The sequence below is a fragment of the Sphingobacterium sp. N143 genome (assembly GCF_030325625.1).
Taxonomy (GTDB): Bacteria; Bacteroidota; Bacteroidia; order Sphingobacteriales; family Sphingobacteriaceae; genus Sphingobacterium.
Map to the genome: position 1 here is coordinate 370,069 of NZ_JACAIS010000001.1, position 17,983 is coordinate 388,051.

Annotated in this window: 14 protein-coding genes; 8 read left to right on the forward strand and 6 right to left on the reverse strand. The window is 42.4% G+C overall.

Features of this window, described 5'->3' with window-relative positions; all coding sequences use genetic code 11:
* The first annotated feature begins 357 nt into the window (after window positions 1–357).
* From HX021_RS01575 to HX021_RS01595, 5 genes are all read left to right on the forward strand, one after another.
* Window positions 358–975 carry a TetR/AcrR family transcriptional regulator gene (locus HX021_RS01575; protein ID WP_286587803.1) on the forward strand — a complete coding sequence of 206 codons (618 nt, stop codon included), beginning with the start codon at window positions 358–360 and terminating at the stop codon, window positions 973–975.
* Window positions 965–2,275: a TolC family protein gene (locus HX021_RS01580; protein WP_286587804.1), complete on the forward strand. Its 1,311-nt coding sequence runs from the start codon at window positions 965–967 to the stop codon at window positions 2,273–2,275. Before HX021_RS01575 ends, HX021_RS01580 begins: the two co-directional genes overlap by 11 nt.
* Before the next feature lie 14 nt (window positions 2,276–2,289).
* Entirely contained in the window at window positions 2,290–3,393 is a 1,104-nt protein-coding gene (locus tag HX021_RS01585; protein WP_286587806.1) for an HlyD family secretion protein, read from the forward strand.
* Window positions 3,394–3,395: 2 nt separating this feature from the next.
* A complete protein-coding gene (locus tag HX021_RS01590) occupies window positions 3,396–4,979 on the forward strand; it encodes an MDR family MFS transporter (protein ID WP_286587808.1) in 1,584 nt (527 codons plus the stop codon).
* A gap of 212 nt (window positions 4,980–5,191) precedes the next feature.
* A complete protein-coding gene (locus HX021_RS01595; RefSeq protein WP_286587810.1) occupies window positions 5,192–6,412 on the forward strand; it encodes a sterol desaturase family protein in 1,221 nt (406 codons plus the stop codon).
* Between the two features lie 3 nt (window positions 6,413–6,415).
* On the opposite strand, the gene HX021_RS01600 is transcribed toward HX021_RS01595, so the two are convergent.
* From HX021_RS01600 to HX021_RS01610, 3 genes are read right to left on the reverse strand one after another with little or no spacing between them, the layout of a single operon-like run.
* Entirely contained in the window at window positions 6,416–7,591 is a 1,176-nt protein-coding gene (locus HX021_RS01600) for a glycosyltransferase family 4 protein (RefSeq protein WP_286587812.1), read from the reverse strand.
* Window positions 7,578–8,579 carry a lysylphosphatidylglycerol synthase transmembrane domain-containing protein gene (locus tag HX021_RS01605; protein WP_286587813.1) on the reverse strand — a complete coding sequence of 334 codons (1,002 nt, stop codon included), beginning with the start codon at window positions 8,577–8,579 and terminating at the stop codon, window positions 7,578–7,580. Before HX021_RS01605 ends, HX021_RS01600 begins: the two co-directional genes overlap by 14 nt.
* Window positions 8,567–9,742 carry a glycosyltransferase family 4 protein gene (locus HX021_RS01610; protein WP_286587815.1) on the reverse strand — a complete coding sequence of 392 codons (1,176 nt, stop codon included), beginning with the start codon at window positions 9,740–9,742 and terminating at the stop codon, window positions 8,567–8,569. The genes HX021_RS01605 and HX021_RS01610 overlap by 13 nt, the downstream gene beginning before the upstream one ends.
* Window positions 9,743–9,946: 204 nt before the next feature.
* Between HX021_RS01610 and HX021_RS01615 the strand changes: the two genes are divergently transcribed.
* Complete coding sequence (locus tag HX021_RS01615) at window positions 9,947–10,930, forward strand: endonuclease/exonuclease/phosphatase family protein (RefSeq protein ID WP_286587817.1); 984 nt, start codon at window positions 9,947–9,949, stop codon at window positions 10,928–10,930.
* Between the two features lie 260 nt (window positions 10,931–11,190).
* On the opposite strand, the gene HX021_RS01620 is transcribed toward HX021_RS01615, so the two are convergent.
* On the reverse strand, window positions 11,191–12,816 hold the full coding sequence (locus HX021_RS01620; RefSeq protein ID WP_286587818.1) for an ABC-F family ATP-binding cassette domain-containing protein: 1,626 nt from the start codon (window positions 12,814–12,816) through the stop codon (window positions 11,191–11,193).
* Between the two features lie 604 nt (window positions 12,817–13,420).
* On the opposite strand from HX021_RS01620, the gene nhaA reads away from it, so the two are divergent.
* Together nhaA and HX021_RS01630 are read left to right on the forward strand one after the other, a co-directional pair.
* Window positions 13,421–14,611, forward strand: coding sequence for a Na+/H+ antiporter NhaA (gene nhaA / locus HX021_RS01625; protein WP_286587819.1), 1,191 nt, complete (start codon window positions 13,421–13,423; stop codon window positions 14,609–14,611).
* Window positions 14,612–14,783: 172 nt separating this feature from the next.
* The gene (locus tag HX021_RS01630) at window positions 14,784–16,022 is read left to right on the forward strand and encodes a DEAD/DEAH box helicase (protein WP_286587821.1); all 1,239 of its coding nucleotides are present in this window, start codon (window positions 14,784–14,786) and stop codon (window positions 16,020–16,022) included.
* A gap of 49 nt (window positions 16,023–16,071) precedes the next feature.
* Here HX021_RS01630 and HX021_RS01635 read toward each other — a convergent pair whose 3' ends face one another.
* The gene (locus HX021_RS01635; RefSeq protein WP_286587823.1) at window positions 16,072–16,440 is read right to left on the reverse strand and encodes a VOC family protein; all 369 of its coding nucleotides are present in this window, start codon (window positions 16,438–16,440) and stop codon (window positions 16,072–16,074) included.
* Between the two features lie 123 nt (window positions 16,441–16,563).
* Entirely contained in the window at window positions 16,564–17,982 is a 1,419-nt protein-coding gene (locus HX021_RS01640) for an efflux transporter outer membrane subunit (RefSeq protein ID WP_286587825.1), read from the reverse strand.
* Between the last annotated feature and the right edge of the window lies 1 nt (window position 17,983).

The following is a 17,983-nucleotide window of genomic DNA, read 5'->3' on the forward strand; positions in this document are numbered from 1 at the left end:
AATCGAATGCTGTTTATTTTACATCAACCGGAAAAAAATAAAAAAAAGTTTTGTAGTCACCTTTAGCCTGATTTCTCGTCCATTGTGTTTGGATGGATGTGTTGGCAAGTTGGATAGGAGGAAAGACCATTTAAAAACCGTTTAAATGGTCTTTTTTGTATTTTATCTTGTTGTAGTCATTTTGTTAAAATTGCTAATCCGTTTTGATGAAGCATTCTGGCTTTATTTTTTTACATTAAATTTATATTAAACGTTTGTTTAAATTAAACGTTTGTTTAACTTTGTCGCGCATCTGACAAGAGTTGATTTTTTAGCTCGTGTCTTTTAAGGTGTAACTACGGGTAAAACAGGGTTTAAATGGAGTTTAACGAGAAACAGATTGACATCCTTCTTGCTGCTGAACGGCTTTTTGCAACGAAAGGATTTGATGGAACGTCCGTTCGTGATATCGCCAATGAGGCGAATGTCAATGTGGCGATGATCAATTATTATTTTGGATCCAAAGACAAGTTGCTGGACACTTTTTTTGAGTGGCGTGTCCCAGATTTTATGATCAATGTGGATGAGCTGGCGCTGATTGACAATGCATTGGAAAAGATTGATGCCATGGTCGACCGGTCCATAAAATCCATGAATTCACACCGTAAGTTATATCATATCATCACCATTGAGAGTTCCTTAAAACAACGTATGCTGATCTCCGAAGCATTTAGGAAGCTCAAGTTGCATAATCTTGAAGTCATATCGTCTGTCATCAATGAAGGTGTCGCACAGGGGGTCTTCAATGCTGGTCATGAACCGATTTTGATCCATTCCATGATGATGGGGACTTTCATGAATTTTCAGATGAACTACAGCTTTTTGCAGGAGCAGCTGCAGATTGGAAGTGATGCGGAATATGCGAATTATATCGAAACAACTTTAACAGAATTTATACAGAAAACAATTAAAGCTTTATTGACATATGAAAAATAAGTTGGCCCATTTGGGTGTTTTATTGCTTTTGAGTCCTTTGGGGCTGTTGGCGCAAGACGACAGGCATCTGACTTTGGAAGAGATAATTCACATGGCCGCAAATCAAAGCATAGAAGCTAAATCTGCTGATACAAGGGTATTGGGTAGGCAGCTCGAAATTGAAAGTGCCAAATCCAAACAGCTTCCCGATGCAAAATTGAGTGGACAATATATGGCGATGACTACGCCAAATGTGAATTTAAAAATGGCCCTGGGTGAAGGCGGATCAGCACCTGACATTGCGGCGAATCAACTGTGGCTGGGGCAGGCTTCAGTGAGTATGCCGATCTATACTGGAGGGAAGATCAAGGGTGGAATTAATATCGCAAAGGATGTGCTAAAGGCCGAAGAATGGAAGGCTGTGGCCAGTAAAGAACAATTGGCATCACGTGCTATAGGCCTTTATCTAAGTCTGTATAAGGCGCAGCAGACCAATTTGTTAATTGCTGAAAATATCAAGCAGTCTGAACAACGGGTGTCGGATTTTAAAGCCATGCTGGATAATGGTCTGATTGCTAGAAATGATCTGCTGAAAGCTGAATTGCAGCTGTCCAATTATCAGGTATCACTACAGGAAGCGCAAAAAAACATCAAAGTATTAAATTATCAGTTGGCCAATTTTCTGAAGATTGACGAAAATACCCAGCTGGATCAGATCAACCTGAATGAAGTTGCTGGGATAGATTTGGGGCTGAAGGCTTCTTATGAAACTGCGAAAACAGATAGGTCGGATGTGAAATCATTGGAATCGCAGCGCTTGGTTGCTGAGGATCAATTAAAAGTCACAAAAGCTGCTACTTTGCCTACGGTCTTTGCTTCTGCCGGCTACAATGCTTTTGGCCTTCAAAAGGTGGTGACCGTAACGAATGCAGCATCAGTGGGAGTCGGTGTATCCTATGATATCGGTTCGCTGTACAAAAATAAAAGAGAAGTGCATATCGCGAAAAATCGCATCAAGGAGATTGATGAAAATCTGGAATTACTGAATGATAAGGTCAAGGTAGAGTTACAGCAGGCAAACGAGAACTATCTATTGGCGCAAAAGCAGGACCTGGTCTATCATCAGGCTGTAGACCAGGCCGTTGAAAATTATCGTATTACAAAGGATAAATATGACAATGGCATTGCTGATACGGATGACTTGCTGACTGCGGATGTACAACAGCTTCAGAGTAAAATAAACCTTGCTATAAGTAAAGCAAATACAATTGAGAAATATTATGACCTTCTTTTGGCAAACGGGTCGTTAAACATTAAATAGCAATTAATCTAGACATGGAAAATACAACAGAAAACGCACCTGAAAAAAAGGGCACAAATAAAAAATTTACTATAATATTGGCTGCTTTGGTCATCTTTGGTGGGGCTTATGGGGGGTATAAATATATCCACAGCCAGTCTCATGAAACGACTGATGACGCGCAGGTCGAAAAAAATATGAGTCCCATTATCCCGCGCGTGGGCGGATTCATTGCTAAAGTATATGTCAAGGACAACGATTTGGTGAAGAAGGGCGATACATTATTTACCATTGAAAGCCAGGATTACCAGGTTCGTGTGGACGAAGCTGAAGCTGCTTTAGCGGCAGCGCAGAGCAGCCTTGATGTGTCTAAGGCGGACGTCTATGCCTCTTCTGCCAATGTGGCGATCTCAGATGCAACCATTCAGTCAAACTTGGGAAGTATAGAAGCAGCACGTATCCGCGCAAAGCAGGCGAATAACGATTATATCCGTTACCAAAATTTGTACAACAACCAGTCCATCACAAAACAACAGTATGAACAGGCACTGACGGCCAAGCTGGAGGCTGATAAGCAGGTTGAGATCTTGCAACAACAGCGTAATGCGAGTGCTTCGCAACGCAATGCTATCGTAAGTAAGACTACAGTGGCATCTAAGCAAACATCAGTAGCTGAGGCTAATATAAAAAGAGCCAAGGCGCAATTGGAAGCGGCTAAACTGAACTTGTCCTATACAGCCGTCCTGGCTTCTGTTGATGGGCAGGTGTCAAATATTAAGGTACAACCCGGACAGATGATCAATCCAGGTCAATCTTTGTTTTACATCGTGGACAATATTGAAACCTGGGTTGTTGCCAACTTTAAAGAAACCCAGTTACAGAAAATGAAACCGGGGCAAAAAGTAGGTATCAAAGTGGATGCTTATCCAACTATTGAATTTGAAGGCGAGGTAAATTCATTTTCTCCAGCGACTGGGGCGCGCTTTTCTTTATTACCTCCGGATAATGCTACGGGTAACTTTGTGAAGACGGTACAACGCCTGCCCGTGAAAATCAAACTGACAAAAGACAATAAAGCTGAAAACATAGCATTGCTCAGACCGGGCATGAATGCTGATGTAGATGTGCATGTTCAATAACTATGGAAAATTTAAATCAACAAGATAGTCTGGTTGAATATGGTTTTCGACGTGTTGTGATCACCATTACAGCAGTGCTCTGTGCGCTGCTTGAAATCGTGGATACAACGATCGTGAATGTCGCGCTCAATGATATGAAGGGTTCATTAGGAGCAACATTGACGGATGTAGCCTGGGTTATTACGGCTTATGCCATCGCCAATGTTATCGTGATTCCGATGACCAGCTGGCTGTCCCAGCAGTTCGGACGGAGAAACTACTTTGCTGCGTCTATTATCATATTTACGGTATCTTCATTTTTATGTGGCAACGCGACCAATATCTGGGAGCTTGTGGCATTCCGCTTTATACAGGGAATGGGTGGGGGAGCCCTTTTGGTAACTGCCCAGACCATTATTACCGAAAGCTATCCCAAGGAAAAACGCAGTATGGCGCAGGCCATCTATGGAATGGGGGTTATTATAGGACCTACCTTGGGTCCACCATTGGGGGGGTATATCATCGATAATTTCTCCTGGCCCTATATTTTCTATATTAATGTACCCCTGGGAATCATCGCGACATTGCTGACATTGTCCTTTGTGCGCAGCCCGAAATATAGTCAAAAACAATCCGCAAGAGAGGTGGATTGGTTTGGCATGATATTTTTGATCATGTTCATCGGTTCGCTCCAATTCGTTTTGGAACATGGCCAGCAGGATGACTGGTTTGACGATCCACTGATCCTGGGCTTATCGATCTTATCGGTCTTCGGTTTGCTATTCTTCATTTGGCGGGAACTGGTTTACGATAAACCTATCGTTAACCTTCGGGTATTGAAGGATAAGAATCTGCAGGTCGGTGTCGTGATGAGTTTTATACTCGGTTTTGGCCTGTTTGGATCAACCTTTATTATCCCCATCTACACGCAATCCATCCTTGGCTGGACGGCGACTGATGCCGGACTCCTGCTACTGCCTAGTTCGATCATGACGGGGATCATGATGCCTTTTATCGGTAAGATGATTCAGAATGGAGTTCCTCAAAAATATATGGTTGCAGTAGGCTTGAGCATTTTCTTTGGCTTTTGTTTCTGGATGTACAGCTTGATGACCAATGATACGGGGTCTGAGCATATGTTTTGGCCATTGATCATCCGTGGTGTGGGCTTGGGGCTGCTGTTTGTTCCTGTCATGACGCTATCGTTGTCTACCTTGCATGGGAAGTCCATTGGGGAGGGCGCGGCGTTTACAGGGATGATGCGTCAGCTGGGGGGCTCGTTTGGTATTGCCTTAATTACGACCTTTATTGCCCGTGACTCTCAAAAACACCGTGTGGATCTGGTTGCCAATTTGGACCCCAGTAAGTTTGATGTGCAACAAAGGCTGCAACAGCTGCAGATGAGTTTCCAGTCAAAAGGTTTTGCACCTAATGAAGCAATGGCCAAAGCACATCAATTATTGGACATGAGTGTCATGAAGCAAGCTACAGTTTTGTCCTATATGGATGTGTTTTTATATCTTGGAGTCGTATTTCTCCTTTGTGTGCCCTTTGTATTGATGATCAAACAAGGGAAAACACAGGTTGATATGTCCAGTGTCCATTAGAAATGACAAAATATAACTATCCTCGGCCCTCAAAAAACGGATGTTTTTTGAGGGCTTTTTTGTGCTCCAAATGTGATAAAAGAAAACCCGATTTAAAATTGATTGTTACTTAATAAAAGATTTTAAAATTTATGACTAACCCGTGAAACCACATCAGGTTCTATTGGTTGTCAAGAGGTTTAAATAAGTTTCTGATCTCAAAGTAACAGGACATGCATACGGAAAAACTTAATTTTTTAGCGTTTATAATCCCCTTGTTTTTGCTGTTGATGGTATTGGAGTATGGGTACAGTCTGAAGCAACAGAAGCACTATTATACGTTTGATGAATCCGTTGCCAATCTCAATGTTGGTATAGTCGAACGTATGTGTGACATGTTTTCCGTGAGTTTATTTTACTTCTTTTTTGTTTGGGTGTATCAGCACTTTGCAATTTTTGATATCCAGGCCAATCTATGGACTTGGCTGCTTCTTTTTTTATTTACCGATTTTCTGTGGTATTGGTACCATCGTTATAGTCATGAAGTAAACCTGCTCTGGGCGGCTCATGTGGTTCACCATCAGAGTGAAGATTATAATTTTACTGTGGCGGCACGGATCACGATATTTCAAGCTGTATTCCGTTCACTTTTTTGGGCCTTTATCCCTCTTTTGGGCTTCCCACCTTTTATGATGACAGCTATTTTACTGATCCATGGTGTCTATCCATTTTTCTCCCATACGCAGACTGTGGGTAACCTGGGGGTTCTTGAAAAAGTATTTGTTACCCCATCACATCACCGGGTGCACCACAGTAGTAATGACATTTACCTGGACAAAAACTATGGCGACATTTTAATCATCTGGGATAAATTGTTTGGAACATTTATTTCAGAGCAAAAAGATCAACCCTGTGTTTATGGTCTCACCAAACCTATTCATCGTTATACTTTCTTATGGCAGCACTTTCATTATTTATTTGAAATAGGCTTATCTTTTAAGCGTGCTGAGGGAGTAAAAAATAAGCTGCGGACAATCTTTGGGCGGCCGGATGACATCCAGCCTGAAATCAGGGAAAAACTGGAACAGAAGATTTTTGCCGGAACCAAATCCCGGGTTCATGGAAAACGTCTGAGCCGATATATCTTTTTTCAATCCATGCTGACCATGCTGTTGTTATTTTTCTTTTTGCTCTTCGGTAATTATCAGCAAAGTGGTCAGTTGATGGTCGGTGGCCTATTTATCCTGTGCAGTGTCATCTGTATTGGTGGCTTGCTGGAACATGAAAAATGGGTTTTTCAGCTCGAGATATTTCGGGTGTTGCTGCTGCTTCTGTTTGCTTGGATGACCTTGCATCTTTTCGGTCTGCTGCTGCTGTTAGGAGCAGTGATCTTTGTCCTGCTGCTGTTCTATAATGGGTTAAAGCATCGTTATGATAAAATTCTTTATTCGTAATTATCACTTTCGACTTGCACATAAGTCGATGAAGGTCTGGCAGTAGGTCCTGGCCATGATATCCCAGCTGAAGTGTTCGGCTGTATTTTTTTTGAATTCTTGTGCCAGCAATGTGTAGTGGTCGGGTAAATCTATCATGGATTGGAGCTGGCTGATCCATGCCTTGGGGTCCTGGCTGGGAAGTAAGAGACCATTGCAGTTGTGGGTAATGGCACTGGTTATGCCCTCCAATTCGGCAGCAACCACCATGGTGCCTGCCATGGAAGCCTCCAGGCAGACCAGGCCAAAGCCTTCCATATCGCCATATACTTTGATATTGGGCATTAGAAATGCCTGGGCATGAGCCAGAAGGTCCTGAAGCTGATTAAAAGGTACTTTCCCCAAATGCTGTATTTTGTTAGGGTAAGCATTTAACAATTGACGCATTTGTTTCTGATCCGTTGGATGCCCCAGAAATAAGCTGATCAGATGCGATAATTGGGCCGGTAAGAGATCTAACAGCCGTTCTTTCCACTGGGGCTTATGGTCAAAAGGTCCTACCATAAGCAATTTAAAATTTCCATGCAGTGCTGGGATAACTTCTTGCATCAACCAGGAGAAACCTTTTCGCTTTACGGGTCTCCCTAAGGTGATAAAATAAGGGATGGGAACGGGCATATGATCAGCGGTGTCTTTACCAGGTCCTGTATTGTCTGATATGCTCGTGTGGATGGGATCTACACCGTTGGGTATAGTGATGATGATGGCGGGGTCAATACCCCGTAGCACTGCGGCGCTGGCTGTAGCTTGACTGACAGTGATGATTTGGTCAAAGCAATTGAAGCGGGGTATGATTTTACGCTGAAAATAACTGTGCGGAAAAACCACATCCAGCCCATGGAGGGTAACCACTCTTTTTAGATGCTCATAGCCCCGATGAAAAGAGGCCAAAGAAGCGATCAGGCCATCGTTAAAATGAATCACCCTGATCTGCGGGTGGGCCTTGATTTTGGATAGAATCCGACGGTTTAATTGCCAGAAGAACCGCCAGATCGGTTCGCTGTTATCATACACCAAGGTATGTACCTTTACATAAAGTGCTGCAGTATTGATGAGCTCAAAACTCTGTTTTTCCATTCCCCCGATTGCGGGAGGATACTTGTGACTGACAAACAATACTTCTATTTCAGACGGTGACATGGATGTTCTTTCTTTTGATGCATAAATAAAATATAAAACCAATGGCAATCCAGAACACTTGGCGGCCACGGCGTAGGATGGACACACTTAACCAGATGCTTCCGCCGGTAATTCCGATCATGTTTAGCAGCAGTTTATTGGAAATCTCTTCGATACCCAACTGCCCGGGGATAAAAGCCCCAGCACTTTTTAAGATAATCACACTCATGTCAAGGATCAGCCCATGAATAACCTGGACATCTATGGTCAGGAACCTTAAGATGAGGTAAAATTCTAAGCTACCGATAAGCCAGTGAATGGCAAATAGGAGGTATGAGCACCAAAAGATCTTATTTTGCTGTTGGTAAAATTCCTTTATACTCCAGCATAGCACCTGTATGCGTATTCTTGCTTTTCCAAAAAATGAGGAACTGGCGGAGCTGGGGCAAGGGGGAGACTTGGTCGAGACTAACCAGTAAAATATAAAGGCCATAAATAACAATAGGCATGCACAGAGGATATAGATAGCCTGGCCAGTAAAGCGCATGATTTCCAATCTCAAGGGGGATAGCATCAACCAGCACATGGCCAACAGAAATAGGGTCAACTGGGATAATACGGCTGTGATACGGGAGATGGCAACAGCGTTTATACTTTCTTTTTTGGGAATGCCGTAACGGGATACAAGGTCTGCTTTGAGCAGATCGCCACCAATGATACTCGTGGGATTAAAGAGGCCTACCGTTTCGCCAATCAGCCGTATGGCATAAAGTTCCCTCAGGCGGATGCGATTTTTTGAAGCGCCCAAACAGATCCACCAGCCTAATGTTCCAAAAAAATAGGCAACAAGGGTGGTGAGCAGAATAAAAACAAAACGGTAGCCGATGGTGTTGAGTTCCTTCTTTAAGGCAGAAAGATCACTGTGGGCCAGAAAAATAGCAACTGACACCAGGATCAGGACTATAAAGGAAACCTTGAATAGCTTGCGTGGATTTGCTAATTTGCCCATGCTAATGCCGTGTCAGGAGTTTTGTTGGCCAGTAATTCAATATCATCAAAATATTGCTGTGTTAATGCTGTCCAATCCAACTGGCCAGCATAGGCAAGCCCCGCAGTAACCAGGTTTCTTTTTAGCTTTGAGTCGGAGAGTACTTGCTTTAAATAATAAACATACTCAGCGGCGTTATCGGGTTGACATTTAAACCCATTGACACCATGTTGGATCAGGGAAGCTGATCCGCCACCATTGGCAATAATGGAAGGGAGGCCGGAAGCCATGGCTTCAATAACGACATTTCCATAGGTTTCGGAAACCGACGGGAAAATAAAGGCATCCGCCGAGGCATATAACCGGGCGAGTTCTTGATGGGGTTTCTTTCCAAGGAAGATGGCCTTCGGCATTTCCTGCATGGCTGTAGCTTTGGCAGTTCCCTCACCGACGACGATGAAATTGTAGTCCAATTGCTGTATTTGTATTGCCTGGTAAATTTCTATGAGTGTTTTAATGTTTTTTTCCCATACAAGCCGGCTTGCAAACAGAACCGTGGGCCTGTCGTTGTTCGTCAGTCCGCGCAAATACGACAGATCTCTCTTTTGTGGGGTGAAAAGTTTGGTGTCTATGCCTCTTTGCCATAGCTTTAGACCTTCCTGCTGCAGGCCGATCTGCTGTAACTCGCTTAAAATAGATCTGGTGGGGACATAGACAATATCACACTTATTATAAAAATTATTCATTGCCCGTTTCATCCAGAGCTCTGTTGGTTTCACCAAGGGCAACATATTCTTGAAGTAATAAGCTATATAAGAGATAAAATGGGTATGGTAAATTGTTAACACAGGGATGTTTCTGCGCTTTGCATAGTTGAGGGCAAAAAAGCCTAATAGTGAAGGGGTAGCGATATGGATCACGTCGGGCATAAACTCGTCCAATGCCAGCTCGAGTTTCTTTTTAATGAGCTGTGGAATTGCCAGGCAATAATCGTCGTTTACAGGAATCTTGAAGGTCGGAACTTTGTAGGAATGAAAATCTCTAAATTGTGCGGGACCTCCACCGTAAATAAAGAAATAGTTGAATCGTTCTTGATCAATACGGTTTATTAACTGGAACATCGTCCGGGATGCACCGTCAAAATCTTCAACGAGGATTTCTGTAAAGAAGGCTATCTTTCTCATTTTATTCTCAATTAGGGGCTCCATAAAAATAGTTGAACTCCGTAACCTCAATGCTATCAAGGTGTTAATTTTTTATCACGGGGCTGTTTATAAATTATTAGGTATTAATAATTTGGAAATAATTTATATAAACAGAATTAATTGATCGTTATAATTGAGCTAATGTTGGAATCATAATTTTGGATTGAACAAAATATTCAACCCATGCTATTAGATCTATTGTTCGAAAAAAGACTCAAGTCAAGAACCTTCAGGAAAATACTTATACTCACGGTCTGTGCTGCTGCAGGTGTGATGCTCGGGTTTAAACTGAAACCAAAACGGAGTCAACTGAACAATTTGGTGCATGTCGAGATGCCTGATGTGCAACATGGACAGCTCAATTTATTGACTTATAATATTGCAGGACTTCCGGAGCTGATATCCAGTGCAGTGACAGCCCGGGCATCCAGTATTGCTGCTATCGGAGAACGGATCAATCAGTTTGATATTGTAAATGTGCAGGAGGATTTTAATTATAATAAATATCTATACAGTAGAAATGGACACAGGTACAGGACGGAGAATATGGGCGGTGTGCCTTTTGGGGATGGTTTGAGTACTTTATCGCAATACCCAATTGTGGATTTTGAACGGGTGAGCTGGACGGCCTGTCACGGGACCGATTGTCTCACACCCAAAGGGTTTTCATATGCGCGCATTCAGCTGGCGAAGGCCGTGTTTATTGACGTATATAATGTCCACGCAACAGCACAGGATGATCAGGAGGCAACAGTGGCCCGTCAGAAAAATTTAAATCAACTGAAGCAGTACATCCAAAAATTTTCGGCAGGCAAAGCGCTATTGATTATGGGGGATTTTAACGCACATTATGCTCACGCGTTGGACAATGTGGCCTCTTTTCAAAAGGACTTGGGCTTGGTAGATGCTTGGGTAAGTTTAAAAAACCAAGGGAAAATACCTTCAAACGAACCTAATTTCATTGCTAGGGCTGCATTGGAATTGACAGATGACTGTGAAGGGATTGATAAAATTTATTACCGTAACAGTGGGCAGCTGCAGTTTGAGGCCAAGAACTATCAGGTCCAAAAAGAACTTTTCCAAAATCGGGATGGCCAAGATTTATCAGACCACTGCGCAGTATCGCTGGCCATGGCCTGGCATGTAAGACAAGATGCTGCTTATTAAACCTTACAATACTTTTATAACAAGACTTTCTCAATTCTTTCATATCAATCGCGATTAGCACTGAACCCCTTCAGTGCTTTTTTATGATGGATCGACCAGGCTAACCGGCCTACCTTTTACCCATTTCAGGAGGAAGGTAGCGAATAGCTGACCAAATTTAAGGGGAAGTGTGACAGCTGCGGATCGGTGTCAGAGGGCCAAAGATCAAAAAAGCCCCATAAAATAAATTATGGAGCCTTTAAAATTGGGATAAGTTATCTTTATTTATACATTTCCTCACGTTGTGCTTTTACCACGTCGCTATTAATGTATTCATCATATGTCATTAATTTGTCGATGATTCCTTTAGGTGTCAATTCGATGATTCGGTTGGCGACAGTTTCGGTCAATTCGTGGTCACGGGAAGTGAACAGCATTGATCCCTTAAAGTCTGACATACCATTATTTAGGGCTGTGATGGATTCCAGATCCAGGTGATTGGTAGGTTCGTCAAAAATCAAGAAGTTGGCTCCTTGGAGCATCATTCTAGAGAACATACAGCGCATTTTCTCACCTCCGGAAAGTACAGATACCTTTTTCATCACTTCTTCTCCCGAAAAGAGCATTTTACCCAAGAACCCACGTAGAAACTGTTCGTCAGCTTCGGGATTGGTGGTGTAATCTCTCAACCAGTCAACTAGGTTCTCATTTTTACCTTCAAAGAAAGCTGCGTTTTCAATAGGCATATCAGCAGGGGTGATGGTCACTCCCCATTTAAATTCACCACCGAAATCGGTATCCCTGCCGGTAATAATATCATAGAATGCTGTGGTGACCAATGAATTGGGGCCTAATACAGCAATTTTGTCGCCTTTGTTGATCATGAATGAAATATCCTTAAAGAAGACTTCACCGTTCACAGTTTTGCTTAATCCTTCTACTTGCAAGGTTTGATCCCCGGGTTCACGGTTCATCGTATTGAACATAATGGCCGGATATTTACGGTTGGATGGTTTGATCTCATCAATGTTGATCTTATCCAATGCTTTTTTACGTGAAGTGGCCTGTTTTGATTTGGAGGCATTGGCTGAGAAACGACGGATAAATTCCTGAAGTTCCTTGACTTTGTCTTCCATTTTCTTGTTTTGGTCAGCACGTTGTTTCAATGCTAATTGTGAAGATTCATACCAGAAGGAATAATTTCCTGTATAAATGGTCATCTTTCCAAAATCAATGTCGACAGTATGGGTACATACGGCATCCAGGAAGTGACGGTCGTGGGATACCACTAATACAATAGCCTCGTAACTTGCTAAGAAGTCTTCTAACCATGCAATGGTATTGATGTCCAAATCATTGGTAGGCTCATCCAGGATCAGGATATCGGGATTGCCAAATAAGGCCTGTGCCAATAAGACACGTACTTTTTGGTTACCATCGATTTCTGAAACCAGCTTATAATGTAAATCTTCCTTAATCCCTAGATTGCTCAATAATGTTGCAGCATTTGATTCGGCGTTCCAACCGTCCATTTCTGCAAAGAGACTCTCAAGTTCACCGGCACGCTCACCATCTGCATCTGAAAAATCTTCTTTCATGTAGATGGCATCTTTCTCTTTCATGATCTTGTAAAGCTCCTGATTACCCATCATCACTGTTTCCAACACCGTAAATTCGTCGAAGGCATAGTGATCTTGGCTCAATACGGACATGCGTTCGCCAGGGGTAAAGGCTACTGATCCTGTGGAGGGATCAACTTCCCCAGAGATAATTTTTAAGAAAGTAGATTTACCAGCTCCATTAGCACCGATAATACCGTAACAGTTTCCAGGGGTGAATTTTAGATTGACATCTTCGAATAGTACACGTTTACCAAAACGAAGAGAGAGGTTCGATACATTAATCATGCTGCAAAGATACGTTTTAATCTCGTATTTTTTAACTATTTCAAAACTTCAGTTTAGAGGCTAAAATCTAAAAAAAAAAGGCTGGATAAAGATGGATGGGGTGATGGATTTAATGAATAAGGGCGATTAAAAATCGCCCTTATTCATTAAATTTCCTCTTTTGCCTTCTGTATAATATATAAATGATGACAATAATAGCGATGATCCCTAAAATGATATAATGGGAACCTGATTGTTGATGTTGGGTTGTATCCTCTGTCGTCTGCGCATATATAAAATTTGCTACGAAAAGAAGCACCATGAAAATCCACTTCTTGTACATAATAAACGGTTTATTAACTATACTAGCAAGCTAAGTAATTTTTTGAACAAAGACAAGCTAATTGTATAAAAATGACAATATATACATCCTTTCGGTATTATTGATGGAGCCCTATGGCTGACTGTATCTACTGATGTTGTTAAAATTGCCGAATCGCAGGTTCGCTGGGGAAAGAAAGTATGAACAATATATTAAAAATGAATCTACCTGCTTCCATAAAATGGATTAATGGGCATAAAATTGTATCTTGTGGGCCTTTGAAGTATTTTAAGATTTATTAACATGTCAAAACTTATTAATTTAACCGTCTTTAGGGAATTCTTAAAATCTAGCTTTGCTGGTGGTATCATCCTTTTTTCCTGTGTAGTTTTAGCACTGATTGTGGCAAACACATCGCTTTATGAAGCCGTTATGGGTTTTCTCAATCAAGAAATAGGGTTTGAAAGTGAACATGTCCATCTCAAATATTCCTGGCTCCTCTGGCTGAATGATGGGCTGATGGCCATCTTTTTTCTATTGGTAGGACTTGAAATCAAAAGAGAAATCGTGGAAGGGGAGCTATCTTCACCAAGTAAGGCAATTCTTCCTATTCTAGCTGCGATTGGTGGAGCGCTTTTACCAGCATTGATTTATTTCATTTTAAATAAGGATAATGGTGATACAGCACATGGCTGGGGGATACCTATGGCAACGGATATTGCTTTTGCGCTGGCTGTGATTACACTTTTGGGAAAGAAAGTTCCTGCAAGTCTCAAAATTTTCTTAGCAGCTTTAGCGATTGTGGATGATCTGCTAGCTATCTTGGTCATCGCTTTATTCTATAGCAGCGGAATCCATGCAACCTATCTTTTTATTGCTTTAGGCATATTTGCTTTTCTCATTGTATTAAATAAATTGGGTGTGAAAGCGCTATGGGCGTATCTCATTCCAGGGATATTCATTTGGTATTTTATCCATCATTCTGGCATTCATGCAACGATTGCAGGAGTCCTGGTTGCCATGACATTGCCAACGACACCTGATGCAACAGAATCACCTTTGGAGAAACTTGAGCACATGCTTACCAAACCAGTGAATTTTTTGATTATTCCTTTGTTTGCCTTCGCGAATACATTGATCCCGATTCATGCAGAGATGCTTGGCGGTCTGACATCCACATTGGGAATCGGCATTATTTTGGGATTGATTGCTGGAAAATCAATCGGTATATTTCTGATTTGTTTTGTGGCCAAACAGCTCAAGATTGCACAGTTGCCTGAGGGCGCAAATTGGACACAGATATTTGGTGTGGGACTTTTGGGAGGAATTGGTTTCACCATGTCTATCTTTATTTCAATCTTATCCTTTGATGATGCTTTGTTGATTGAGGAAGCCAAATTTGCGGTGCTTGTTGCTTCCTTATGCGCTGGAATACTGGGGTACACATTGCTCATGCTGGCCAATAATCAAAAGAATAAGCTGCAGGTGGTATAATCCCTGGAGCAGTTAAGATCGTTACAATGAACTCATCTATATCGGGAACCTGATATTGAAAGAACAGGAAAAACGGGGGCTGCCAGCAGGAATATGTTTTTTGTAGTCAGATTTTCGATCGATATGGATTAGTTTTAGTACCTTAGGAGACAATAAAATAAAACAATAAAATTTGAAATTTACTGAATTTGGTTTTGTTCCAGCATTGGAAGAGAGCTTAGAAAGCATGATGTTTGAAGAGGCGACTCCTATTCAGGAACAGACCATTCCCATCATTACAGGAGGAGCTGATATGATAGCCTGCGCTCAGACTGGTACAGGCAAAACTGCAGCATATATGTTGCCGATCCTCAATGCGGTAGCCAAAGATCCCAAAGAAGCTATCCGTGCAATTATTTTGGTTCCAACACGCGAACTGGCGCTCCAGATAGACCAGCAAATTATGGGTATGGCTTATTATACAGGAGCTACGTCGATTGCAATATACGGTGGTGGGGATGGTATGGGCTATGAACAGCAAAAACGTGCTGTACGAGAAGGTGTTAATATTATTGTCGCTACCCCGGGACGATTGATCAGTCATCTCAGCTCGATGAAAGTGGATCTGTCACAGCTAACCCATTTTGTATTGGATGAAGCAGACAGCATGTTGGACATGGGATTCCAGGACGATATATTGCGTATTGTCAGTTATCTGCCTAAAAAGAAGCAAATGCTTCTTTTTTCAGCGACGATGCCCATTAAGATACGGAATTTTGCCAGGAAGATCCTTTCGAAACCTGTTGAAGTCAATATTGCCATTTCCAAACCTTCTGAAGGCATTGACCAGCAAGCTTATCTGGTGTATGACCAGCAGAAAATGAACTTGCTTAAAATTATCCTGCAGGACCCCAATTATGTTTCTGTCATTATCTTTGCCTCCCAAAAAAGTACAGTCAAGCTGTTGGCGCAGGAACTGCAGAAACTGGGGATGAATGCCGAAGGGTTTCATTCTGATCTCGAACAGGCCAAACGTGAAGATATCATGAGCCGATTCAGATCGCGTCAGGTCAGGGTGCTTGTCGGAACAGATGTCATCTCCCGCGGTATTGATATTGTGGGGATCAGCTTAGTTGTCAATTATGATGTTCCCCCAGATCCGGAGGACTATGTGCATCGCATCGGACGTACGGCCCGGGCAGCAACTACGGGTACGGCGATAACCTTTGTCAATGACAAGGATCAATATCGTTTTGCACAGATCGAAAATCTGATCGGCTATCCTATCGAACAGATGACCTTGCCTGAAGGCTTTGAGGCCGGACCGGAATATAATCCGAAAAAGAAAAATAACAATAGCAGCAATCCAGCAAAACGGCGACGCTTTAATAAGAACAAAAATAAAAATTACCACAAACAAAAAAGGGCTTAAGTTTTCACTTAGCCTTTTTTTGTTTGTGCTGGTCTTTGGCGTAGACCACTTATTCTGCGAATGACCAAACGGCTAATTCGTATCCATCCGGATCGTTGAATTGAAAGCGTCGTCCACCCGGAAAATTAAAGATATCTTTTACAATGGTTCCACCCGCCTGAATAACTTGGTCTCGCGTGGCCGTTAGATCGTTTGAATAGATCACAACGAGAATGCTGCCATGTTGAAATGTTCCAATGGTAAAGCCTCCGTCTACATACTCGCCTTCAAAAGCGGTATATTCGGGACCGTAATCTGTAAATTTCCAACCGAAACTTTTGGTATAGAATTGCTTGGCTCTTTCCAGATCATTGGACAAGAATTCAAGATATTGAATCTGTTCATGTATCAGTTTGTTGTTGGCAGAAGAATGACTCATGGTATCGAATGTATTGATTGATCGTATATAAATATAAGACTTTGATTGAAAAGCTGCGCCAAGAACATGGAGATAAAAAAGGCAGTCCGATCATTGGACTGCCTTTTATAAACACATGTGCTGTTAGGGCAGGTCGTTACCACCTCCCAGTGCGCGATAGAGATCGATGAGAGCCGTGATTTTTTCGCGTTTGACCGAAATATGCTCTAAGTCATTCTGCAATGCATTGTTTTGTGCTGTAATGACCTCTAGATAATTCGCCATGCCGCTCTTATAGAGCAGGCCTGCATCGGCGGTTGCCTTTGCCAGAGATTTGGATTTTGCTTCAATAAGCTGCAAACGTTGTTCCGTATGCTTTATTTTTGAAAGTGCATCCGAGACTTCTGAAACGGCAAGCATAACAGATTGCTTAAACTGCACGGCCAGCTTATCCCGTTCAATCACCGCAATTTCATAGTTCGTCTTTAATGCACCTTTCTGAAAGATGGGCTGAGTGATATTTCCTGCGACCGTCTTTACAATGGACCCTGGTAGGTCAAACCAGCGACTGAATTGAAAGGAGTTGGTACCAATTGAAGGTGTTAAACTGATGGATGGGTACATGGCCGCCTTGGCCAGCCCAATTCTGCTGGTAGCGGCGACAACGGCATACTCAGCTGCTTTAACGTCAGGTCTGTGGCTGAGCAGTTCGGCCGGCACTCCCGTACGAAATGGCTGACCGATCATTGCGGCATCCAAATTTGTTGATCGCTGGATCTGTTCCGGAAAATCACCACACAAAATACTTAAGGCATTCTCTTCAATGGCAATACTTTGTGCGGCCAAAGGAATCAGCAATTCTGCCGTCTTCTTCTGCGCTTCGGCCTGTTCTACAGCTAACGAACTGACGAGTGAAGAGTTGTATTGGAGCCGGATCATGCTCAATGTGCTGTCGCTAAGCTGTACATTTTTTTGAGCGATCTGCAGCTGCTCATCCAGAGCAAGCAAATTATAGTAGGACTGTATGACTTGTACAATAATGCGGGTCTTTAAAGCGGTCAGGTTTTCTTTTTGGCCAAAGAAATTTGCCAGGGCTTCTTCTTTTTGCATTTTGGCTTTTCCCCAGATGTCTGCTTCCCATGAAAGCTGGAGCGTAGCATTGTAGTCATCCATATAGGGGGTGCCGATAAATTGGTCACTCAGCGATCCATTCAGTGAATTGGTTGACAGCCAGGTTCTGTTGGCTCCCAGGTTAAGATCAAGGCTTGGCAGCAAACCTTTTTTCGACTGTTTATAAGCCAGTTCAAGTTGCTTCATGCTCAGGAGTGCCACACTTACATCCGTGTTCTTATGCAGTGCCTTTTCAATAAGTCCAGTTAAATCAGGATCCTTGACAAATTCACGCCAGGATAAGGCCAGCGTATCAGAAGTAAGGACAAGCTCATTGTTTCTGAAATCATTGGGCAGCTCCATTTCTTGACGGGTGTATTTTTTTCCGACAGCACATGAAGCGAGTAGGAGGGCTGTACTTGCTAAAATAATATAATGATGAAATCTTTTCATG